Source organism: Pseudomonas sp. SZ40, from assembly GCF_052958135.1.
This window is the reverse complement of record NZ_JBQWIF010000009.1, coordinates 138,961-161,597: the sequence shown is the minus strand read 5'-3', so window position 1 is coordinate 161,597 and position 22,637 is coordinate 138,961. Positions and strand designations below refer to the sequence as shown.

Here is a 22,637-nt window from a genome sequence, read left to right as displayed (position 1 = left end):
GATAGATCGACTCTAAATACAAGTGCTACTGAGGATGGGGAGACGTCGCATGCCCTTTAATCGCGCTTGTCGATGGGGCATATTCGTGTGCATAACGCCTGAGTTAAGTCGAGCCGCGAAGCGGGCTCGGCTTGAACGAATTGTTAGGCAGTCCTCGGATTGCTTCCGCCGCAGATTGCTAGGCCTCGACCGCGGCCAAGGCCAGGTCGTTGATACGTTGCACACGCTCGATATGGCGCAGGCCCTCAATAAAGCCGGCAGATAGGAAGATGACGGTTAGATCCCGCTCAGGGTCGATCATCCATGCCGTCGAGGCACCGCCGACCGCCGCAATGCTTTGAGGCGATGCGGTGTGCCCGGTCGCGTTCAGGATGTGCCCACTCCCGCGCATATAACCACCGAGCAAGGTAAAGTGCGCCGCGAAATCGTTGAGGCCCCGCTCTTCGACCTCGAAGGCGGTCGCATCGTTGATCAAGCCGGGCGCATGATCCTGCCGAGCGTAGTCGAAGAGCACGGGTGAGAGAACACGCTGGCCGTGCGCTGTCCCACGCCCGCGGAAAACTTCGGTGAACCGGAAGACATCTTTGATCGTGGAAAACGCATTCCCGCTCGGCATCTCTGCGTCCGCGTCAAGGAACTCATTGAAAAGGCGCAGAAGCATCGGTGTGGTGGGTCCCACATTCGCCTCAGTAAACGACACCGGAACCCGTCGAGGATCGTCGATCGAGCACGCGAAGCTGCTGTCCGCCATGCCCAACGGCGTGAACAAATCTTCTTGGGCAATGCGATTGAAACCGCGCTTTTTCGAATCGGTATTGACCAGGATCTGGCCCAACAGATCGTAGCCCAAGCCCGATGTGTAGATGCATTTGGTGCCGGGACTGTAGGCCGCAGGCAATGCGCACATCGCGGCTGTCTTGACCGCGAGGTTTCCGACCTTGTCCAGGCCAAGCGGAGGCGGAACGAGACCGAACGGCAGCCCCGCGGTGTGCGCCAGCAATTGCCGCACGGTTGCCCGCTGCTTGCCCAGTGCGCCGAAGCCGGGAACGAGGTCCGCGATGCGTGTATCAAGGCCGAAACGGCCTTCATCAATCGCTTTGAGGACGAGCGTCGCGGTATAGGCCTTTGACATCGACATGAGCAGGTATCGATCGTCACCTGATGGAGCCCGACCCGGAGCAACCGTTCCGAAGGTCGCCTGGTAGGCCACCTGACCGTGGCGAGCGACGAGGATTGAAGCGCCAAAGTGCCTTCCGCTGTCGATGTCGGCCTGAATAGAGGCACCAAGCCGGGCGAGCGCATCCTTATTCAAACCAACCGAGGGAGGTGAGAGGTCGAGGTTCATTGAGGTTTAGCCTTCTTTAATTGCTGCTTTGGCGGGCCGATGTCATCGCCTAACGTTTGGTTAAGGGGCCGCGGAACGCGATCCCGAACGAGCGAAGCGAGTGACTTGAACCACCTGTTAGGCAGAGGACTTCGAGCCGGACGCAGGTAATAAATACCGCACTGTGGCCAACCCGCGAGGGCCCTGCAAGCAACATATTGGTTTTTGCTGGGAACGCACTCATGCGGTCTGTTCGCCCCGATACGGCGTTGATGATCGGACTTGAGGCCTGGTAAGCAGCGAATGAGTTCGAGCGTGCACGTTGTTTAACAGCACAACTATGAATAGCTTCTATGCCCGTAACATGCCTCCTGTGCCTTTGCCGCCTAACTATTAATTAGGCGACATTGCTGTCGCATAACACACCTTGAGATGTCTGATAACGTCCATTTTCATGCGGTAATCCCTTGATTTGCATAGACGCGAAAATGGCAAACGCGACTAGGCTAGGTGAAAAAGCGACTTCAAAGGCCACACGTACCAAACCTGCCAAGGCATCGTAATGGCTAGACGCTACTGATCGGCATCAAGACTGTCTTTTTGACGTGTCGAAATTACAGCGAACAAAAGCGGATCAAAGCAGGTGTGAATCGCCACTGGTCTTGTAGGCACTCGATGACCGCTATTGGCTTCAAGCATGGCGCAACCTAATTGTTATTTTTACCGAGTAGTGCGGAGCTTCATGCGGCCGACATAACCGCGTGTAAATGGTTAAATCTGCTTAGGCGAAGTCTTGTAGGGCTTTGATCCGCCGCCACATGAGCACAGGGTTCGAGTACATCGGGAAATGGCCGCAATCAGGAATGCACGCTAGGTGCACGCCTTGTGCTGCAATGTCCTTGAGGTAGGACAGGTGGGAATTGGTCACGCCATACATGTATTGGCGCGGGAATGGCAGGCCTAGAAATTTATCCATCAACTGACCATTGTCGGACAAATCCACCATTGATTCGAAAATGCCGCGCACCGCGCCGGCACGCACTTTGTGCGCCAGGCTTGCGGCATACAGCGCGCTCGCAGGGTCCGATGCCAATCGAGTGCGTTCAATAAAGTCGCGGAAAAATCGTACATCATCACAGCGATGATCGTGGATTTGGCGGCTGAGGAAACAGTCCTCAGGAGCGATGTTGCCCTCGATGTCGACGAAACTCAGCACGCGCGCAGGATCTCCATGAGCCAACATCAGGCCGGTCAAACCTCCCATGGAGTGACCTACCAAGTGGAAAGTGTTGGTCTCAAAATGCTTGAGTACGGCCTGTGCGGTTTTCACCAGGAATGGGATGTTGATGCGCGAGAGGTCGCTGCATTCGGTCTCACCGCAGCCTGGAGCATCGTAGGCAATGAAGGGATGCCCATCGAAAGAAGGCTGCAACGTGATATCGGCGTAGTCCTCTTTTGTGGAGCCAAAACCGTGGAGGAACAGGATGGGCGCTTTAGGCCCACGGCGATGAATCACCGCAAGGTCGAGCTGTATACCGTCGATGTTCAGTGGAATTTTCTCGTGGGTGAAGCGAGCTGGATGGGACACGGGTCGGAGCTCCTATTACAGACATCCTCAATGTTGAACTCGCCATAGGATTTGTAAAATACGAAGCCACGAACCCTGTTATATGCCTAGCCTATGAAAGCAAGGTCTGCTTCGCTTGGTCGATCATGGCATCCACGAGCGGATTCTTATGCTCGCTGTGCCACGCCATGGCCGTAGTCACCACTTTGACCTCCGGGAACAGAGGCCGAATGAGTACGTTTTTAGGCGCGAGCTTGCCCATCGAGCTGGGAACCAAGGCAATGCCCTGGCCGCAGCTGACAAAGGCAACTTGTGACGAGACCGAGCGAACTTGGTGCACTATCCGCGGGGCGAAGCCGCTGGCTTTGCACTGTCCGACCAGATAGTCGAAGTAGACAGGACTCACATCGCGCGAAGCCATCACCAAGGTTTCATCGGCGAGGGACTTGAGGGAGACGGACTTACTCGCGGACAAGGGATGATCGTTGGGGAGTGCTACTGCCAGTCGATCCTCGGACAACGGTAGAGATTGCAAATGCCGACCGAGGTTGCCCTCAAGGCGCGCGAAGGCGATGTCGATATCGCCGGCCTCAAGAGCGGGAATAGCCTCCGCGCTATCGATCTCTCGAACCGATACCGTGATCAGTGGATGATCCTGCTTAAACTGCTCGATCAGCGGGGGCAGTACATCAATCATTGCTGAGGTAATCGCCCCAATCGTCACTACGCCAGCGTGGCCGGCTACGGCCTCGTGTACCGCAAGCTCCAATCGTTCCAGCTGATCAGCAAACTTTCGTACGGCGGGGAGTATGGCAGCTCCCGCAGCGGTCAGGTGAGCGCCTCGGCGAGACCGAGTGAACAGTTGAACCCGTAAGGACTGCTCCAGCGCCTGGATTTGCTCGGTCAATGGCGGCTGTGACATGCCCAGCCGTTTAGCTGCACGGGTGAAGTTTTGGTCTTCAGCTACGGCCAGGAACAGCCATAGATGGCGTATCAAGCGAAAGTTGATCACGGCGCACTTCCATAGGTTTTGGATATGAAAAGCTTAGCTTCTTCGTAATATACGTATCAAATCTCGGCGCAGATACTCAAGCCTCACCTAGCAAGAGGTCTGCAACCGATGAGTTTGAAAGCCCCGCTTGAGCGCCTGGCCGCACTCGACACCAACACGGTGTCGGACGCGCTGGACTTCCTCCAGCTCCCTGGCGCCACTAATGGCCTGATGCCGCTTTGGAAATGCCCAAAGATTGTTGGTCGAGCCAGCACTGTTCAATTGGGGCCCAAGCAGGACGTGGCGCCCACCGTTCACCTGATTACTCCGGTAGTGGAGCAGATCACCACCGATGACCGCGTGCTGGTGATCGCGGGTGGCGTCGATGGTATCTCTAGCTGGGGAGACATCCTGGCGAACGCCGCCCAGCGCAAAGGTATCCGGGGCTCGGTCATCGACGGTTTCAGCCGTGACATCCGCGGCAGCGTGGACATCGGCTATCCGGTCTTCGGCCGCGGCGTGACCATGATCAGCGCCCGTAACCGGCTCATCCAGATAGACGCAGCCGTAAAAGTTCGCATGGCTGGCGTCGAGGTAGAGGAAGGCGACTATGTGATCGCCGATGAATGCGGCACCGTTTTTGTCCCCGCCAATGCCATCGAGAAGGTTCTTGGTCTGGCCGAGCGTATCGACCGCCGACAAGCCGGCATGGTGGACGCCGTGCGTGCAGGCCGATCGGTCGAGGAAGTCATGCACGACACCCAGTTCGAAGCTATCAAGGTAGAGCACTGATATGAGCCTTTCAGATAAAGACCTCGTTGCCTTGTTCGAAGGCCTGGATACGCCGGGGATTTCCGACGCTATGGACAAGCTAGGCCTTCCAGGCCAAGCCTTTGGCGTAGTACCGCTGGCTAACTACAGCCAGGTTGTGGTCGGCCCAGCCTTCACCGTTCAGTACGTCAGTGCGAGCACACCGCCCGGCACTGTCGGGGACTTCATCGATGACGTAGCACCAGGCGACGTTGTGGTCATCGCCAACGAGGGTCGCACCGATTGCACTGTTTGGGGCGACATCATGACCCAGTACGCCCTGGCCCGCGGTATCGCCGGCACGGTCATAGACGGTGTCTGCCGCGATGTGAACAAGGCTCTGGGCGAGGGGTATCCACTGTTCAGTAAAGGTCGCTTCATGCGTACCGGCAAAGACCGCGTGGAAGTTGTGGCCGTCAACCAGCCGGTGTCGGTTGGCCAAGCGCGGGTCTGTGCCCGCGACATCGTCGTCGCTGACGCCAATGGCGTCGTCATAGTCCCGCGCGGTCGTGCTCAAGAAGTCGCCGAATCGGCACGGCGCATCGAACACGTTGAAGCGCAGATCCGCGAACAAATCGCCACTGGCAAGAGCCTCAAGGAAGCCCGTGACGCCCTCGGTTACCATTCTCTGCAGAGCAAAAAACCATGAGCCTTCCACACGAGTATCAGAACATTGCAAAGGTCCTCGGCAGCTCCACCCTGTACGAGGCCTCCGGGTTGCCGTGCGCTGTGGACCGCGAGATTCGCGCTGTCTGGAAAGGCGCATTCATTGCTGCACCGGCGTACCCGCTGCAGTGTTCGCCAGGTGACAACCTGGGCCTGCACATTGCCGTGGCGAACGCGCCACGCGGTAGCGTCCTGGTCTGTGACTCCGCCAATTTCGTTGCCGGCTACTGGGGTGAAGTACTTACTGTGGCGGCTGAAGCCGCTGGTATTGTTGGCTTGGTAATCAATGGCGGCGTGCGCGACATCGCCGCGCTTGAAGCGCGCGGCTTTCCGGTTTTTGCTCGGGGCATCTCCGTCAAAGGTACCGTCAAGGCGACCACGCCGTCCGTAGGCAAACCGTTCGACTTCAGCGGGGCGCAGGTCACTGCCGGCGACCTAGTGGTCGCGGATGAGGATGGTGTGATCATCATCCCGGTCGATGCAGTTGAACGCACACTGCACGAAGGGCAGAAACGCGCCGATAAAGAGGCAGTGTTCATGGCCAAGCTGCGCGAAGGTCACACCACCATGGACCTGATGGGCCTTTCCCTCCCGGAGGCGCACGCATGAGCCTGGAAACGCTGAACCGCCGTTTGGAGGCTGCCAAGCCTTCGGCGACCTATAAAATCATCGACCGCGTTGCGGAACGTCGCGCTGAAGGGGCGAATATCATCTCGCTTTGTGCGGGTGAGCCTGACTTCGATACCCCGGAGCACATCCGTGCTGCGGCCATCACTGCGATCAACAATGGAAATACCCGCTACACCCAGGTGGCAGGCCTTCGCGCGCTGCGTGAAGCCATAGCCCGTAAGTACCAGTCCGAGAACGGTCTCGATGTAAGCTGGCAGGACACACTAGTCTGCTGTGGAGGCAAGCAGGTCATCTTCAATGCCTTGGCCGCGACCCTCAATGAAGGCGACGAGGTGGTAATCCCCGCGCCATACTGGGTCAGCTATCCAGAAATAGTTGAGTTGTGCAGCGGCGAGTCGCGGATCGTTACCTGTGGCGCCGAGTCGGGCTTCAAGCTCACGCCGCAAGCGTTGGCCAGAGCCATCGGGCCGAAGACTCGTTGGCTGATCCTGAATTCGCCGTCCAACCCCACGGGAGCTGTATATGATCGCGACGAGCTGAAAGCCCTGGCTGAGGTGTTGCTCGATCATCCGCAAGTGATGATTTTGGCAGACGACATCTATGAGCACCTGATCTTCGACGGGCGTGATTTCATCACGCTCGCCCAAGTTGAGCCCCTACTGGCTGCACGGACGCTGACCATGAACGGCGTATCGAAGGCCTACGCCATGACTGGCTGGCGGATCGGGTTTGCCACTGGGCCTCGCTGGTTGCTCGAAGCGATGGAAAAGTTGCAGGGCCAGCAGACCTCGGGCGCCTGTTCCATCTCGCAGCATGCGGCAGTCGCTGCTCTGGACGGTTCGAAAGACTTCATCGCCCACAGCCGTGAAGTGTTCCAGCGGCGTCGAGATTTCATGGTCGAGCTACTCAACCAGGCGCAGGGCATCAGTTGCGAAGTTCCAGGCGGGGCCTTCTACGCCTTTGCCGATTGTTCCGGCCTGATCGGCAAGCGCTCGCCGGGCGGCAGTGATCTAGTTGACGACGAAGCGGTCGCTTTGGCACTACTTGAAGAGGCCAACGTGGCCGTCGTACAAGGTAGTGCGTTTGGACTTCCAGGCTACCTTCGTATTGCCTACGCTCTGGATGATGAGTCGCTGCGTGCGGCTTGCGGGGCAATTCACCGCTTCTGCAATGACGCAAGGTAGAGGCACCTCACGCTATGGCCGTCGTTCGGGATGGGTAGCGTCGGCCACGGCTGCCAACAGCAAATCGAATTGCGCTCGCTATTAGCCACTGTCAGCTATGGATGGCGTTAACAGTCACCCGCGAACGTCTGCTATTGGCCGATAGCTGCCCGTCGTCACCGGCAGCATTCGGCTAATGGCAGCCAGCGCTCGACTGCCGCCCGCCTCACCCTGCCCGCTCATTTGCCAAGTCAGTCACCGGCGCCTGATCGCGCAATATCGAGATTCCCATAGACGTGCTCTGTACGAGCTTCAAGGCGCAGAAAACCTTGCTTTCCGTGGCTCCAGGTCACGCGGGGGATGCGTTTTACCTGCTCGATTCTTGCAGGCACGAATGTGAAACCCTCGACTTTCCTGGCTTCTTCCATCGCATTGCGCTCAGGACGAATCCGGATGAACTTTCAAAACCGCTCTGACCTCCCATCTTCAACGCGTCGGAAGAATCATCAGCCGCACGCTTCCTTTTTACCTTGATGAGAGGACTGAGTGACCACCATGAGTAATCAACTGGCAGGCAAAAAAGTACTGTTCATCACCTCGAATACGGGGATCGAGCGCGATGAGCTGGTTAAACCGCTTGAAGCGCTCAAGGCGAAGGGTGCTTCGGTCACCCATGGCTCGAGTGACGGCGGAACCACCCAGACGTTCGTTCAGGACACGGAGAAAGATCGCACGGTCGACTCTCAGGTTGCGCTGGCCGGCCTCAAGGCGTCGGATTTCGATGCGCTGGTAATCCCAGGCGGTACGGTCAATGCCGACACGCTGCGCTTGGATGAAAACGCCCAGCGCCTGGTGAAGGAGTTCGCCGATGCGGGCAAGGTAATCGCTGCGATTTGCCATGGGCCGTGGCTGCTGATCAACGCTGGCGTTATCGCTGGCAAGACCCTCACCTCCTATCCCAGTGTCAGGCTCGATCTAGAAAACGCCGGTGCCGCCGGTTGGGTGGACGTTGAAGTCAAGCAATGCCACGCCAATGGCTGGACCTTGATTACTTCGCGTAACCCCAATGACATCCCGGCGTTCAACGAAGCTATCGTTAAAGCGCTTGAGGTGGCGTGAGGCGCAGATCAGCAAAGGCCCAGCAGGCCGGCTACTGGATCAGTGCCTGAGGTCTCCAACGCAGTGTGGGCTTCAGGCCAACGGCAGCCCTTGGCCACGTCCAGTGGCTGGGCTGATCTTTGGGTACTAAGCAGCGTGAACGGCAGCCCGACCGGTCTGCCATTTACCGCTGGAGAATCCGCTGATCGATATGTGATCGCCCTGCACTGTCGCGTGCATCGATGTCCAGCTACGGTCTTTTGAAGCCATTCGAGATGGAACCGAAGCTACCCTTTTCCGGGTTCTCAGGTCATAACTGACACTTCAGCCATGCTCCTCAAGGTGCCTTATGAGTTTGATCCCCGGACTGGACAGCGAAGCTGATGTGCTCATATGCGGGGCCAGCCGAGGTATCGGCTTGGCACTGTGCGCAGCGTTGCTTGCTCACGATGACGTGGCCCGGGTATGGGCGGTAGCGCGACAAGCCAGCACCTCCCCAGAGCTGGAAAAGCTTGCAGAGCAGTACGGCCATCGCCTGAAACGCGTCGACTGCGACGCGCGCGATGAGCGATCCCTCGAAGCACTTGCGAGCGAGGCGCGTGAACAATGCGATCACCTGCACCTGGTCATCAGCACGCTAGGCATTCTTCATCAGGACGGTGCAAAAGCGGAAAAGGGTCTGACACAAGTGACGCTGGCGAGCCTGCAAGCGAGCTTCGCGACCAACACCTTCGCGCCGATCCTGTTGCTTAAACACCTACTCCCGTTATTGCGCAAACAGCCCTCCACCTTCGCGGCGCTCTCCGCGAGAGTGGGCTCTATCGGCGATAACCGATTGGGTGGCTGGTACAGCTACAGATCCAGTAAAGCGGCGCTCAACCAGTTGCTACACACGGCCAGTATCGAACTGAAACGCCTGAACCCTGCCTCCACCGTCCTGGCAGTGCATCCAGGCACGACGGACACGGGTCTGTCTCAGCCATTCCAGGCGAACGTGCCCGATGGACAACTGTTCGAACCAGCGTTCTCGGCGGATCGCATTATAGAGTTGATAGGAGCACATGGACCGGCCGACAGCGGAACCTTCTGGGCTTGGGACGACAAGCCCATTGTCTGGTGACTTGCACTGGCGAAAACCAGATAGCTGTCAGCCCACCCCTTCCCCATCCGAGCGGCTGTCTTCGGCCAGAGCGGCCCTTTATGAACAGCACCACCTCTAGCTGTCATTAAATTGAGGTAACAACGCGGGTTTCGAGGGCTACATTTACCGGCGGTAGCTCATTAATCAATACGACGGCCTCGTCGCCCTGGTGAAGGTAGATCAATGAGTCACCGGTCTTGAACTTAACTCTGAATCCGGCCAGCCAAGGTTCTTGCCCATTTAAAGAGCCAACAACTCCCTCAACTGCGCAATTTTTTGTGTTCTCAAGCTGGGTTGCTTATAGACCTGCAAGCAGGTTCTCCCTCATCCAGGAGCATGTCACGTTCGGCTCTATCTCAAAGGCCGCCGATAGCAACCGGCCATGGGCGCTATTCGCCGACTCCCAACAAGTGACCACACATCCTAAAGATGCAGAACCGGCCTGTCCCCTGCGCCGTGCCCTGGTGCTTCGACCTTGACCCGCATCCCGATCAACAGCGCTGCGAGCAGCATCAGGATGCCGGCAGCGACAAATACGCCGGCGATGCCACTGAAACTGAACATAGCGCCCCCGGCAGCGGCACCCGCAGCGATCGCCGACTGCACCGAGGCTACGACCATTCCTCCCGCGCTTTCTGCCTGGTCTGGCACCGCCCGGGCTACCCAGTTTGACCACGCTACCGGAACACCACCGAAAGCCATGCCCCAGAGAGCCAATAACAACACCTGAGACGGCACAGAAGCAGGCAGCAAAACCAGGGCTAATGCTGCAACGCCGACCAGCGCAGGCATCATCACCATCGTCCCCCAGGGGCTACGCTCGAGTAGCCAACCTGCCAGCAGGGTGCCGACGAAGTTAGCGGCGCCGAAACCCAGCAGCATCAGCGCCAATCCTTCGGCCCCCACGCCGGTTGTGCTTTCCAGGAACGGCCGGATATAGGTGAACAACGCGAAGTGCCCCGTATGCACCAGCACGCAGCCCAACATGCCCACGGCAATGCCCGGGCGCAGCAACACTTCCAGCACCGTTCTCAAGCGGGCCGGCCTGCGCGGTGCCAGAGGTGGCAGCGTGAAAAGCTGGAAAACCAGCGTCACTACCCCGACGGCGGCGGCCGCCACAAAAGCACTGCGCCAGCCATACAGCCCGCCCAAATAGCTGCCCAGCGGTACCGCCACCACAGTGCCCACCGCAATACCGCTGAAAATAATCGACAGGGCCCGCGGCAGCAGCGTCGCCGGCACCAAACGCATCGCCACTGCCGCCGCCATGCTCCAGAAGCCGCCCAGTGCGATGCCGAGCAAAATCCGCATGATCAGCAGAACCATCAGGCTGGAAGAGAAAGCCACCAGCAAGTTGGAGGCAATCATCAGCGTGGAAAAGCACAGCAATACCACGCGCCGGTCGATCCCTCGCGTCAAGCCTGGCACCAGTAACCCGGAGAACAGCGCCACTACCGCCGTGACTGTCACCGCCTGCCCCGCCAAGGCTTCCGACACACCCAGCTCAACAGCCATCGGCGTCAGCAAGCTCGCCGGAAGGTATTCCGCCGTCAACAATCCAAACACGCCCATCGCAAGCGAAAATACCGCCATCCAGGCCGGTGTTGCTGGCTCTACATCAGCCTTGGTGCCAAAGCTCGCGTCAGCCTCGACGTCACACACCCTATTACCCATCACTAAATACCTCTGGAAATAATCTCAACCAGAAGTCTATGGACGCAGGGCAGGATGTTCTATGATGCAAAGTCTTCAGTTTTTGACCAAAACCCCGAAATGACATCCATGGATCAGTTCGCCTTATCGTCCGATCTCATCAACGAGCTGTTACGCGGCATGCGCCTGCGGGGCGTCGAGTACCGCCGCATCCAGGCCGGCCCCTTTTTCGGGCTGGGTTTTGCTGCCAAACCAGGACACGCCTACTTCCACTTCCTTGCCGTCGGCACCGCCTTCCTGCGTGCGGCGGATGGCACGTTGTACGAGTTGTCGGCCGGCAACGCGGTGTTCATCGCCCAGGGTGAAGCCCATCAACTTCTCTCAAGCTTGGACGTACCCGCCCAAGACATCGGTAGCTTCGACGCGGTCCCCCTCGGCGACGCGATCTGCGCCGTGGATGCTTCCCCCGATGTCAGCCCCAGCACCATTATCTTCAGCGGCTGCATGGAGTTCGAACTCACAAGCTTGCAAGGTCTCGGCGGGTTGATGCCTGGTCTGATGCTGATTGATGCCAGGGGCCAGCGTTACCCTGGGCTTATGCCGATTCTCGCCTCCATGGAGCGCGAAGTTCGCTCAGCGCGCATCGGCTTCGCAGGCATCCTCGCTCGTCTCGCCGACGTAGTGGCGGCGATGATCGTCCGTGGCTGGGTTGAGTGCGCCTGCGGCAATGCCTCAGGCCTGGTGGCCGCGTTGCGCGACCCCAGGCTGGCCAGTGCGCTCTTGGCCTTGCACCGGGAGCCTGCGCGTGACTGGACCGTCGCGGAACTGGCAGCACAATGTAATATCTCTCGCTCAGTCTTCGCGGAACGCTTCCAGGTCACTGTAGGCATCCCCCCGCTGCGCTATGCAACGGAACTGCGGATGCGCCTTGCCAGCCAGTGGCTGAGTCTTGAGCGACTGCCTATTGAGGCCGTAGCGCAGCGCCTGGGCTACACCTCTCAGGCGGCCTTCAGCCGCGCCTTCAAGCGCATCACCGGCCAGCCACCCGGCGCTAGCCGGCGAACGGCTCGTTCTATCGCATCCTGAAGGATGAAAATGTGGAGTGTGCATACGCACTTGTATCGATCTGGTAATTCCCCCCGATGAGCGGGATGCTACGGGTCGACCGGCGCCCTTCACACCAGGCACCAACACCGCAACGAGTCATCCCTCTTTCACCTCTTTCAAACCATCGGACGGGACGTAGATCCATCCTTCAGAAGGGTCGATGGTAGGCGGCGGATGAGCCAGCAGATCCGGTCGTTTCTCGAATGCCCACCCAATGAGCGCGCAGGTCAGCGCGTCCTCCAGATCCGGGTGGTACAACTCATCGCGGGGCTTGGCTTTTGCCGAGGCAGTGCCATCAATATCCTCGTAAAACGGCAAGCGGAGCGCACGGATGCTTGCTGATCGCTTGCAGGCCGATGGGTAGGCCTCGATGGCGTGGATGCTAGAGCCGTCCGTCCACAGCCCACACCTTTCGAGTTCCGGTGCGAAACGCGCAAGGAAATGAATACCCTTGGTGGCCTGACTGCCGATCATGTCCTTGATGGGAGACAACGGGGACAGCCCTCGCTCAAACAGAAACCGCTCCGTCTCTCTGTGGAGATAAGGGTTCGATGATGAGGAAAATATTTGCGCAGGCGCCCGCCTGGAAACAATCAGATCCGTGAAGCCTTTGGAGAATCCCAGCGGTGTGTCGATCGCGAAGAGCAACCGGCATGAATCATCCCGAGGTGGCTGGACCTGGCACAGTTCGAGGATTCCCTTGACCAAGCCCTGAGCGCTGTTCGCTTCGTTGAAGAGCCTGCGCAGGTTCCCCCTCCATGGGGTGCCAACGAGCGCTCTGGCCGAGTCGAGAATGACCAACGCATCCCGACTCGCGGGGTTCTTGTCGCAATTCCAGCCCCCAACGTCCCAACCGACGTAATACGTACACCTGTCTTTCACCAGAATCCCTCGCACTGAAACCCGCTGACGACAATCAGGTGGGTAAACCTTTCATTCGCACCTGTCCTCCCACCACGTGCTGATCCGGGTCATGTACCCATGACTTCGCACCCGGCGGTTCACCGCTTGCTTCGGGTTGGATATCTCCGAAACAGCCCATCGCTTCAGAACCACACGCCTTTTGAGGCTCCCGCACTACCCAAGCTGACGGCGCTGTTCGAATCGGCCTGTTCGCCGGCAGCAAAAGCCGCCCCCTCGATATGGTAAACCGTCGGCTCTGCCGAGAAGTATTGCGCCAGGCCCTGCATGAACAACTGGTGGTCTTCGCTCTCTTCGAAACCTGGCGTGTGGTCCTCGAGTGATTGCCAGCGCACTATCAGGTTGAATTGCTGGGGGCTTTCGATGCCCTGCGCCAGCATGTGGCCGCAATAGCCCTTCGCGCGGGTGAGCAAGGGTGCGACCTCGGCAAAGGCTCGCCTGAACAGTGCAATGCGGTCTTCGTGAACGGGCAGTACAGCGATCTCGTAAATCATGGCATTACTCCAAAATGGCTTGGCCGGGTGAAAGGACGCACTCAGGGGATGAGCGATGGCTCGACCGCAATCGCGATTTTTCCTCGCATGCCGTTGTTGGGGCTTTCCAGCCGGGCGTGGGCCAGCCCGATGTCGGCAAGCGAATAGACGGCGCCAATGTGAGGCCGCAGCTGACCGCGCTCCACCAATGCGCTCAACTCATCGAGCTTGCCGCGGTTCTGCCGTGTGAATACGAAGTGATAACTGGCGTTCTTGCCCCAGGCCTGCACGACGTTTTGTGGCTGCGCGATATCCACGATCGTGACGACGCGGCCGAGCTGCGCAAGCGCGTCAGGGCTGCGTGACAGCGTGTTGCCGCCGATGGTGTCGAACACCACATCGACGCCATGGCCATCGGTTGCCCGCATGACGGCGTCGACGTAGTCCTCTTTTTCATAGTCGATGATCACATCGGCACCCATGCTGCGTGCGAACTCGGCGTTCGCTTGGCGCACGGTGGTGAACACCCGTGCGCCCATGGCTTTCGCCACCTGGATCGCCACATGGCCGACGCCGCCCGCGCCACCGTGTATCAGGATGCTCTCCCCTACTCTGAGCGCCGCACGCACGACCAGCGCCTCCCACACCGTGCCACCAACCAGGGTGAGGCTCGCCGCTTCGAGATGGCTCAGTGAAGGAGGCTTCTTGCCGATGATGCTTTCGGCCGCGACGTGGTACTCGGCATAGCTGCCTGGCCCTGCGAAGATTTGCGGGGTGTACCAGACTTCGTCTCCCGGAACGAGGCGGGTCACGCCTGGCCCGACGTCTTCGACAACGCCCGATACGTCGTGGCCGGTGATGGCCGGCAACTGCACCAGGTCGGCATAGTCGCCACGCCGCACCTGGTAATCCAGCGGGTTGATGGAGGTCGCGTGAACCCGGACCAGCACGTGCCCTGCTGGTGGTACGGGCTTGGCTAAGTCGCGCAGTTGGAACGCTTCAGGGCCGCCGAATGATGTGAGTGTCATGGCTTTCATGGTGAATCCTCGTATCGACAAAAAGGGATATCGAGATATTTCGATATATTGCGGTAAAAAATTACAGCTCTTTCCCGATGACCTCGGCAAGCGCACCGATGGTTGCTTCGTTGCGCTTGTAGTAGGTCCATTGACCGATGCGCCTGACTTCGACCAGGCCCACTCGCTGCAGCGTGGCGAGATAACCAGACACCGTCGACTGCGACAGGCCGATACCTTCCTGAATACTGCTGACGCAGACGCCCACCGTGAGAACGTCACCCTCATCCTGCGGGGGGAAATTCTTTGCGGGGTCCTTCAAGCCTTTCAGGATTGCCAGGCGTGTAGGGTTCGAGAGGGCTTTGAATACTTCGATCAATTCCATGCGTCGATCATATCGAGATTTATCGATATGTCAATACGAGCTGCAGCGCATCGAAGGCGGTCCCCTGCATGCCGTCTTCTCGAAGCCATCGCCCTCTCCTCTCTACCGTCGAGAGGCCTCTGAACGAGAAAACGGTGCCTGGGTTTCAAGGCAGGGCGTGTTGGCGACCGAATAGTACGAATGTACTAAAGGCCCTCCGTGACGCCCTTGTCGTATTGCGCCTGCAAAAGTCGGCGCACTAAGGTGGGCGGATATTCGAATCGAATGGCTTTCGGGAAGTTTCCATGTTCGCAACCGCCCCCACCGTATACGACGTCGAGCGTTCTCAGGCGGTGGTGCGTCTGATCATCGCCCCCATCATCACCAGCTACGCGCTGCTGCTGCATCAGCTATCGATCATAGAATCGTGGTTGGCCCTGCAGGTCCTCTGGCTGATGACGGCGTGCTTCGTCGTTTCCCTGGTGCTGTGGGTCGATATCCGTCGCCGCCCCGGCAACCGACCGGCAAGGCGAGTGCTCACCATGCTCATCGACTATGGCTGCCTTACCGCGATGATCGCCGCAGGCGGCGCGCCCATGCTGCCGATCTATGCCGTACTGCTCTGGGTGACCGTCGGCTACGGGCTGCGTTACAAGTCAGGCTACCTGTTGCTGGCAACCATCATGGCCATGCTCTCGCTGCTCATGACCGCTGGCATTTCGACCTATTGGCAGTCGCAGCCGTATCTGATCGTCACCCTGATGCTCACTACCCTGATGGTGCCCGCCTACATACACACCCTGATCAAGCGCTCACGCCGGGCGACCGAGGCCGAGCAGGCCGCCAACCTGGCCAAATCGCAGTTCCTGGCGCAGGCCAGTCACGACCTGCGCCAGCCCATTCACTCCATCAGCCTGTTCACCGCCTGCCTGCGCGACGGCAGCCTGGATACCGAGCAGAAGCGTCTGGTCGAGAACATCGACAAATCGCTGCACAGCGTTGCCCGCCTGTTCCGTTCGATTCTCGACATTTACTCCCTGGACAGCGGCAAGGTGGCTCCGCAGATGGAGACCCTGCCGCTGCACAAGCTGCTGGAGCACCTGATCCAGCAGAACACCGAGGCGGCTCGCTGGGCCGGAGTCGATGTTCGCCTGCACTGCCCACCGATCTATGTACGTGCAGATCACGCCCTGCTGACCACCATGCTGCAGAACCTGCTCTCCAACGCGCTGAAGTACGCGTCGGGCAAACCCGTGCTGATTGGCTGCCGGCGCAAAGGCACTGGGCTCTCCATCGAGCTGTACGACAAGGGCCGCGGTATCGCCGAAGCGCACCTCGATAACATCTTCGAAGAGTTCTACCGCGTGCGTCAGGCGCGCGACAGCGATGTCGAGGGCATGGGCCTGGGGCTGACGATCGTCAGGCGGCTGGGCACGCTGATGAATCTGCGCATCCGCATTCGCTCGGTAGAGGGCCGGGGCACCCTGGCGGCAATCGACGGCCTGCACCAGGTGGCGGCGCCGGTCGAGCGCAGCGCGCCCACGACGGGCGTGAGCCAGGTACCTCGCATGCTCCACGGGCTGCGGGTGTGCCTGATCGAGGACGATCAGAACGTGCTGCTGGCCACCGCCACCCTGCTGACGAAATGGGGCTGCGAGGTCTCCACCTTCACCTCGCTACCCGACGTGTCGACGGACTTCGACCTGGTGGTCACCGACTTCGACCTCGGCCGCGAGGCCTCCGGGGCCGACTGCATCAACCATGTGCGCGCACTCAGCGGCCGCAACGTGCCTGCCATCATCATGACCGGGCACGACGTGCGCCGTGTACAGGAGCAGTTGGCCGACGACGCTATTCCGATCTTGTCCAAGCCCGTGCAGCCTGCGGAACTGCGTTCGCTACTGGTGGCGCTGAAACTGAAAGCGCAGGCTGCCTAGCGCCTGCAGCATCGAGCCGGTTCGTACGCGCCTCGAGGTCGGTTTTACCGGCCGGATCGGGGCCTTGCGCGTTGCCGAAGCGAAGCACTCGACCTGTGCGGCATTTTTTTCGGTATCTTCGGCACACCCATTTGCAGTTCTCCATCCTGCCCAGAGCCTTTGAGCGTGCCTAGATTCCGTCTGTTTTCAGTGGGCGGCGGCTTCTGCCTTGCCGTCCTGCTGGGCCTCCTGCTGGTATTTCTGCTCGACCCGCTGCCGGTACAGAAAGTCCGCAACGCGGTTTTCGACCAGTATCAGCGTTGGCAGCCACGTGATTACCAGGCTGCGCCAGTGCGTATCGTCGACCTGGACGAGCAAAGCCTCGAACGCATCGGCCAGTGGCCCTGGGCTCGCACCCAGGTCGCGGCGCTGGTGGACAAGCTGGAGCAGGCTGGCGCGGCTGCCGTGGTGTTCGACGTACTGTTCGCCGAAGCGGATCGCACCTCGCCTTCCCAGCTTCTGCGTGGCAACCCGTTGCCAGCCGAGTTGGCCGCCGGGCTGGCAGCCTTGCCGGACCATGATGCGCAATTCGCCGACGTGCTGAAGCGTGGCAATACGGTGCTCGGATTTGCCGCCGAGCGACGCGGTAAAGAGCTCGGCCCACCGTTGAGTCGCTTTGGCATGGTGCTGCAAGGCCCTTCCCCGGTTCCGTTCGTGCCGACCTTCCAGGGTGCTACCCGCCCGCTGCCGCAGCTGGAGCAGGCGGCTCGCGGCGTCGGCGCCATGACGTTCCGGCCCGATGCCGACGGTGTGGTGCGGCGCGTGCCGCTATTCGTGTCGCTGGCTGGCGAGTTGCGCCCGTCGCTGGTGGCGGAGGCCCTGCGCGTTTCACAGCGCGCCGGTCGCTACCGGATCATCAGCAGCGAGGCCGGGGTGCAGCGGGTCGATATCGGCCGGTTGCAGATTCCCACTGCCGCCAGCGGCGAGCTCTGGGTGTATTTCTCCCCGCCTCGAGCGGCCCGCAGCATCCCTGCCTGGCAAGTGCTGGACGGCTCGGCGCCGCCCGTTGCGGGCAGCATCATCATGATCGGCACCTCTGCCCAAGGTTTGCAGGACCTGCGCTTCAGCCCGCTGGGCGGGATCATTCCAGGGGTGGAGGTTCACGCCCAGGCACTGGAACAGGTGCTGACCGACACCTTGCTGCTGCGGCCAGGCTGGTCGCTGGCGGTGGAGAGCCTGACCCTGCTGCTGGGCAGCCTGGCACTGGGGCTGCTGGCACTGAATGCGCCCGCCCTGGTATCGGCGGTGCTGATGGTGGCGCTGGTCGCCCTGCTCAATGCTGGCGCCTGGTACGGTTTCGTGGCGCACCGGCTGCTGCTCGATCTGTTCACGCCATCGATCGGGCTGATGCTGGTGTACGGCGCCGCCAGTATCGTCCGCCACATGGCTGCCGAACGCGAACAGCGCTGGATCCAGGCGGCATTCTCACGCTATGTATCGCCCAACCTGGTCAACCATCTGGTGGCGCACCCGGAGCGCCTGACGCTCGGTGGTCAGCGGCAGCTGTGCAGTTTCGTGTTCACCGACATCACCGGGTTCACCTCGATGATGGAGCGCCGGACTCCCGAGGCGGCGGTCAGCCTGCTCAATGATTACCTGGAACAGGTCATTGGCATCGCCTTCCGTCATGACGGCACGCTGGATCGAATCGTCGGCGATGCGGTGGCGATCATGTTTTCCGCGCCCATCCCCCAGGCCGACCACCCGCAGCGTGCGCTGTCCTGCGCGCTGGAGATCAATCGCTTTACCCGGTCCTACGTGGCGTCGTTGCACGAGCAAGGCATCGAGTTCGGCCAGACGCGCATCGGGGTGCACAGCGGTGAAGTGGTGGTGGGCAACTTCGGCGGTTCGATGATCTTCGACTACCGCGCCCTGGGCGATCCGGTGAACACCACGTCACGCCTGGAGAGCCTGAACAGCCAGATCGGCACCCTGCTGTGCGTGTCCGAGGCGATTCGTGACAGCTGCCCCGAAGTGCCGATGCGGCCCGTTGGCGAAATCGTGCTCAAGGGCAAGGTCGAAGCCGTGCAGGTGTTCGAGCCGCTCGAGGCGATGATGGCGCCGGTCGGGACCTGCGACGAGGCTTACGAGGCCGCCTACGCTCTGCTGGAGCGCGGTGATCACACGGTCCTGGCGGTGTTCGAGACGCTGAGCGAGCAGCGCCCGTGGGACGGGCTGACGGCCTTTCACCTTCAGCGCCTGCGCAGTGGCGAGCGAGGCACCCGCCTGGTGATGGCCCGCAAGTAGACGCCTGACGGTGCAGGCTTCAGCGCACGGTGACTTCGACCCTGCGGTTGGCGGGCTCCGGTTTGTTGTCCGGGGTATCGACCAACAGGTTGCCTTCGCCATGGGAGGTAACGACGAGCTCCAGCGCCTGAAGGCCGTTGTCTTGCAACTGCCGGGCAATGGCACGGGCGCGCAACAGCCCCAGATCTTCGTTGTACGTCTTGCTGCCAACGGTGTCGGTGTGGCCGATCACCGACACCGCCGAAGGCCCACGCTCCCTGACGGTCTGCAGCACTTCCGGAATTTCCGCCTGGGACTTCTCGGTCAGGCTGGCGCCGCCGGTCTTGAAGTACAGCAGGTAGCTTTTCGGCATCGCGGGCTGCGCCGCCCGTGCCGCGGAAAAGTCCTTGTCGAGACGGGGCTCGGCCACCTGGAACGGCTGGGCGCTGCTGCCGTCGAGGTTGACGGCATAGCCCTTCTGGTCGACACGCGTGAGGCCCTTGTCGGTCCTGACCTCGATGGCGCCTGTGGTTCCGTCGGGGCTCTCCACCAGCACCACATAGGATTTGGAGGCGCAGCCGCTGGCCAGCAATGCGAAGACAACAACGGCGATTGCATGCGTGAATGATGTGGACATTGCCGTACTCGAACTCAGTCGACCTTGACGAGGAAGTGGGTGCCACGCACGCCGATGGTGCCGGTCGGGGTGTTGATCTCGACGGCCTTGGGCTTGAGCTTGGCGATGGTGCCGGAAACGTAATCGAGCGTGCCGTGGGTGATCTTGGCGCTGAGTTTCAGGTCGTCCTGGGCCGGGTCGAAGAGAAATTCATCGATGGTCAGCTCGCTGTTGGGGCCGAAAGACATCAGGGTGTTGTCCTTCAAGGTCACCCCCATCGAGCCTGCCGGACCGGTTTTTACCACGCTGCCGACGTACAATGGCGTGCCAATCGTCGCCGATTGCGTTGTGCCATCTATGCTGACGGTGGCTTCTCCCTGTACCTTCATCACGTAACCTATCGATGTCGCTGGCTCAGCTGCGAGCGCTACCGAGGCCAGCAAGGCGCTGGCAAGTGGCCATATCCTGAAGCGAGCAAACACAGTAATCTCCTTCTTCATTCTATTTCCCTTAGTTGAACTGAGCGTTGCACATCCAGCCGCCACAGCGTTGCGTGGCCGGATGTACGAGTAGTACGCGATGGGACCCGAGCGCAGGTTGCAGTATGTCATCAGGGCAAATCAAGCCGCGATTCAGGCTACGGTTCAGAAGCAGCAAGCTGGTGGTCGCCAGCTTCGTGCTTTTGCAGCTGGGGCCTATATTGGCGCTTACCCTGGGTGTTGCGCCAGCGGTCTCGCTCTGCCTGTCCATCGTGATAGTGCTGTGCACCATGCCGCTGGTGCTCAACGGAATGGAAAGCATCGATCGCACCATCGATCTGCTGGTGCAGGACACCCAGAAAATCCGCCAGATGGATTTTTCCGGCGAGCTGCCGCCCGCGTCGATGTTCGCCGAAATCGAAACCCTCAATCGCAACCACATCGAGATGAAAGCTGCCCTGCAAAGCCAGACCCACGCGCTGCAGGTCTCCCAGATGAAGCTTTCCAGCCTGGTCGAGAACGGCCTGCTGCTGTCATCCGAACGCGACCGTGACGCGCTGCTGCGGCATATCCTGATGCAGGGCAAGCGCATCTGTAATGCCCAGGCCGCCACCATGTACCTGAAGACGGAGCACAAAACGCTGCGCTTCGCGTTGCGCTCCATGGACGATGAACTGCCGACGTTCGAAATCCCCCTGTACGACCCGCAGACCGGGCTGCGCAACGAACGGCATGTGTCGACCTACGCGGCACTGCACAACGAAACCGTGGTGATCGACGACGTCTACGCCGAGAGCCGTTTCGACCTCAGCGGCACCCGTGGTTTCGACAGCGAGTCCGGCTTCCATACCGTCTCCATGCTGACCGTGCCGCTGGCGCCACGTGGCGGCGAAGTGATCGGCGTGCTGCAGTTCATGAATGCCCTGGATGTCGACACCGGCGAGGTGATCGCCTTCTCGCCACAGGTGATCTCGTTCATTGGCGCGCTGGCCTCCCAGGCTGCCGTCGCCCTGGAAAACCACAACCTCATCGATTCGCAGCGGGCCTTGATCGACGGCATGATCGAAATCCTCGCCGGCGCGATCGACGCCAAGAGCCCCTATACCGGCGCGCACTGCGAGCGCGTACCGGAGCTGGCGATGATGCTCGCCGAGGCCGCCAGCGAGGTCAGCGAAGGGCCGCTGGAGCACTTCCGTTTCACCACCGCAGACGAATGGCGCGAGTTTCGTATCGGTGCCTGGCTGCACGACTGCGGCAAGATCACCACGCCGGAACACGTGGTCGACAAGGCCACCAAGCTGGAAACGATCTACAACCGCATCCACGAGGTGCGCATGCGCTTCGAGGTGCTGTTGCGCGATGCGCAGATCGAGCGCCTGCAGCGCGTGCTGGATGGCCAGGATCGGTCGCAGGCCGATGCGCAGTATCGGCAACTGGCCCAGACGCTGCAGGATGAATTCGCCTTCATTGCCGGGTGCAATATCGGCGGCGAGCTCATGAACCCCGAGCATGTGGGCACCCTTCACACAGCGGGAGAACGAACCTGGCTGCGGCATTTCGATGATCGCCTGGGGCTCTCCACCGCCGAGTTGGCGCGCGTCGCCGAACTGCCAGTGGCGCCTCTGCCTGCGGTCGAACGGCTCTTGGCCGACAAGCCCCATCACATCTTCCCGCGCCCCGAGACCAAGGCGTTCGACCCCAAGTACGGTTTTCAGGTCAGCGTGCCCGAGCATCTCTACAACCATGGCGAGCTCTACAACCTGAGTATCAGCCGCGGCACCCTGACTGCCGAAGAGCGCTTCAAGATCAACGAGCACATCATCCAGACCATCGTCATGCTCGAAAATCTACCGCTGCCTTCGAACCTCAAGCGGGTTCCCGAGTACGCCGGCACCCACCACGAAACCCTGCTCGGAACCGGCTACCCGCGAAAGCTCGACAAGAGCCAGCTGTCCATTCCGGCGCGCATCATGGCCATCGCGGATATCTTCGAAGCGCTGACCGCCTCCGACCGCCCCTACAAGCAGGCGAAGACCCTGTCCGAGTCGATCGAAATCCTCGCCAGGCTGCGCGACAAGGGCCATATCGATGCCGATCTGTTCGCACTGTTTCTGCAGGCAGGGCTGCCGATGCGTTACGCCGAGCGCCATTTGCACGCCGACCAGATCGACGCCATCGACGTCGATCGCTTCCTGCCCCAGGAAGAAATCCGTGGAGCTGCCGAGACCGCACACTCACTTTCCTGATGTAGAGCCCTCGACCCGACCTTGCCAGCGCGGCTGTTTTGCGTAACCCCGAAGATTTTCGGGCGGCCCATTTCAGGCGCCCTAAAATTGAGCGATGCTGTTGTCCGCCAGGCATGACCGTAATGCTCGGCAGCGCATCCTGAGAAGCTGAAATTGACCATACCAAGCAA

Annotated in this window: 20 protein-coding genes; 10 read left to right on the top strand and 10 right to left on the bottom strand. The window is 60.3% G+C overall.

Annotated features, from left to right (window positions below; all coding sequences use genetic code 11):
* Positions 1 to 178 precede the first annotated feature (178 nt).
* From ACT9T4_RS10185 to ACT9T4_RS10175, 3 genes are all read right to left on the bottom strand, one after another.
* Positions 179 to 1,345 (bottom strand): serine hydrolase domain-containing protein, encoded by a 1,167-nt coding sequence (locus ACT9T4_RS10185; RefSeq protein ID WP_179538593.1) that lies wholly within the window; start codon positions 1,343 to 1,345, stop codon positions 179 to 181.
* Between the two features lie 760 nt (positions 1,346 to 2,105).
* Positions 2,106 to 2,912: an alpha/beta fold hydrolase gene (locus ACT9T4_RS10180; RefSeq protein WP_179538594.1), complete on the bottom strand. Its 807-nt coding sequence runs from the start codon at positions 2,910 to 2,912 to the stop codon at positions 2,106 to 2,108.
* A 91-nt stretch (positions 2,913 to 3,003) separates the two neighbouring features.
* Positions 3,004 to 3,903: a LysR substrate-binding domain-containing protein gene (locus tag ACT9T4_RS10175; RefSeq protein ID WP_042555571.1), complete on the bottom strand. Its 900-nt coding sequence runs from the start codon at positions 3,901 to 3,903 to the stop codon at positions 3,004 to 3,006.
* A gap of 108 nt (positions 3,904 to 4,011) precedes the next feature.
* On the opposite strand from ACT9T4_RS10175, the gene ACT9T4_RS10170 reads away from it, so the two are divergent.
* The 6 genes from ACT9T4_RS10170 (at position 4,012) to ACT9T4_RS10145 (ending at position 9,369) form a co-directional block, all read left to right on the top strand.
* Positions 4,012 to 4,674, top strand: a complete 663-nt coding sequence (locus tag ACT9T4_RS10170; RefSeq protein WP_042555570.1) for an RraA family protein — start codon at positions 4,012 to 4,014, stop codon at positions 4,672 to 4,674.
* Between the two features lies 1 nt (position 4,675).
* Positions 4,676 to 5,341 (top strand): RraA family protein, encoded by a 666-nt coding sequence (locus ACT9T4_RS10165; protein ID WP_499116778.1) that lies wholly within the window; start codon positions 4,676 to 4,678, stop codon positions 5,339 to 5,341.
* Positions 5,338 to 5,967: an RraA family protein gene (locus ACT9T4_RS10160; protein ID WP_499116776.1), complete on the top strand. Its 630-nt coding sequence runs from the start codon at positions 5,338 to 5,340 to the stop codon at positions 5,965 to 5,967. The genes ACT9T4_RS10165 and ACT9T4_RS10160 overlap by 4 nt, the downstream gene beginning before the upstream one ends.
* Entirely contained in the window at positions 5,964 to 7,172 is a 1,209-nt protein-coding gene (locus tag ACT9T4_RS10155) for a pyridoxal phosphate-dependent aminotransferase (protein WP_042555567.1), read from the top strand. Before ACT9T4_RS10160 ends, ACT9T4_RS10155 begins: the two co-directional genes overlap by 4 nt.
* A 534-nt stretch (positions 7,173 to 7,706) precedes the next feature.
* Complete coding sequence (locus ACT9T4_RS10150; protein WP_499116774.1) at positions 7,707 to 8,270, top strand: type 1 glutamine amidotransferase domain-containing protein; 564 nt, start codon at positions 7,707 to 7,709, stop codon at positions 8,268 to 8,270.
* A gap of 328 nt (positions 8,271 to 8,598) precedes the next feature.
* Positions 8,599 to 9,369 (top strand): SDR family NAD(P)-dependent oxidoreductase, encoded by a 771-nt coding sequence (locus ACT9T4_RS10145; RefSeq protein WP_499116773.1) that lies wholly within the window; start codon positions 8,599 to 8,601, stop codon positions 9,367 to 9,369.
* A gap of 444 nt (positions 9,370 to 9,813) precedes the next feature.
* On the opposite strand, the gene ACT9T4_RS10140 is transcribed toward ACT9T4_RS10145, so the two are convergent.
* Positions 9,814 to 11,064, bottom strand: a complete 1,251-nt coding sequence (locus ACT9T4_RS10140; RefSeq protein ID WP_499116771.1) for an MFS transporter — start codon at positions 11,062 to 11,064, stop codon at positions 9,814 to 9,816.
* Between the two features lie 99 nt (positions 11,065 to 11,163).
* Here ACT9T4_RS10140 and ACT9T4_RS10135 point away from each other — a divergent pair, with 99 nt between their 5' ends.
* A complete protein-coding gene (locus ACT9T4_RS10135) occupies positions 11,164 to 12,129 on the top strand; it encodes a cupin domain-containing protein (protein WP_499116798.1) in 966 nt (321 codons plus the stop codon).
* 117 nt (positions 12,130 to 12,246) lie between these two features.
* Here the strand turns inward: ACT9T4_RS10135 and ACT9T4_RS10130 are convergent, their stop codons facing one another.
* The 4 genes from ACT9T4_RS10130 to ACT9T4_RS10115 form a co-directional block, all read right to left on the bottom strand.
* The gene (locus ACT9T4_RS10130) at positions 12,247 to 12,951 is read right to left on the bottom strand and encodes a hypothetical protein (RefSeq protein ID WP_499116769.1); all 705 of its coding nucleotides are present in this window, start codon (positions 12,949 to 12,951) and stop codon (positions 12,247 to 12,249) included.
* A 245-nt stretch (positions 12,952 to 13,196) separates the two neighbouring features.
* A complete protein-coding gene (locus tag ACT9T4_RS10125; RefSeq protein WP_179538608.1) occupies positions 13,197 to 13,565 on the bottom strand; it encodes an antibiotic biosynthesis monooxygenase family protein in 369 nt (122 codons plus the stop codon).
* A gap of 41 nt (positions 13,566 to 13,606) precedes the next feature.
* Positions 13,607 to 14,581: a zinc-dependent alcohol dehydrogenase family protein gene (locus tag ACT9T4_RS10120; RefSeq protein ID WP_499116767.1), complete on the bottom strand. Its 975-nt coding sequence runs from the start codon at positions 14,579 to 14,581 to the stop codon at positions 13,607 to 13,609.
* Between the two features lie 61 nt (positions 14,582 to 14,642).
* Positions 14,643 to 14,945: an ArsR/SmtB family transcription factor gene (locus ACT9T4_RS10115; RefSeq protein WP_042555548.1), complete on the bottom strand. Its 303-nt coding sequence runs from the start codon at positions 14,943 to 14,945 to the stop codon at positions 14,643 to 14,645.
* Between the two features lie 284 nt (positions 14,946 to 15,229).
* Here ACT9T4_RS10115 and ACT9T4_RS10110 point away from each other — a divergent pair, with 284 nt between their 5' ends.
* Together ACT9T4_RS10110 and ACT9T4_RS10105 are read left to right on the top strand one after the other, a co-directional pair.
* Positions 15,230 to 16,861, top strand: coding sequence for a hybrid sensor histidine kinase/response regulator (locus ACT9T4_RS10110; protein WP_042554342.1), 1,632 nt, complete (start codon positions 15,230 to 15,232; stop codon positions 16,859 to 16,861).
* A gap of 165 nt (positions 16,862 to 17,026) precedes the next feature.
* Positions 17,027 to 19,147, top strand: coding sequence for a CHASE2 domain-containing protein (locus ACT9T4_RS10105; protein WP_499116764.1), 2,121 nt, complete (start codon positions 17,027 to 17,029; stop codon positions 19,145 to 19,147).
* 19 nt (positions 19,148 to 19,166) lie between these two features.
* Here the strand turns inward: ACT9T4_RS10105 and ACT9T4_RS10100 are convergent, their stop codons facing one another.
* Positions 19,167 to 19,763: an OmpA family protein gene (locus ACT9T4_RS10100; protein ID WP_042554344.1), complete on the bottom strand. Its 597-nt coding sequence runs from the start codon at positions 19,761 to 19,763 to the stop codon at positions 19,167 to 19,169.
* 14 nt (positions 19,764 to 19,777) lie between these two features.
* The gene (locus tag ACT9T4_RS10095; RefSeq protein WP_231570168.1) at positions 19,778 to 20,131 is read right to left on the bottom strand and encodes a FecR family protein; all 354 of its coding nucleotides are present in this window, start codon (positions 20,129 to 20,131) and stop codon (positions 19,778 to 19,780) included.
* Between the two features lie 272 nt (positions 20,132 to 20,403).
* On the opposite strand from ACT9T4_RS10095, the gene ACT9T4_RS10090 reads away from it, so the two are divergent.
* Positions 20,404 to 22,467: an HD domain-containing phosphohydrolase gene (locus ACT9T4_RS10090; protein ID WP_499116762.1), complete on the top strand. Its 2,064-nt coding sequence runs from the start codon at positions 20,404 to 20,406 to the stop codon at positions 22,465 to 22,467.
* Positions 22,468 to 22,637 lie beyond the last annotated feature (170 nt).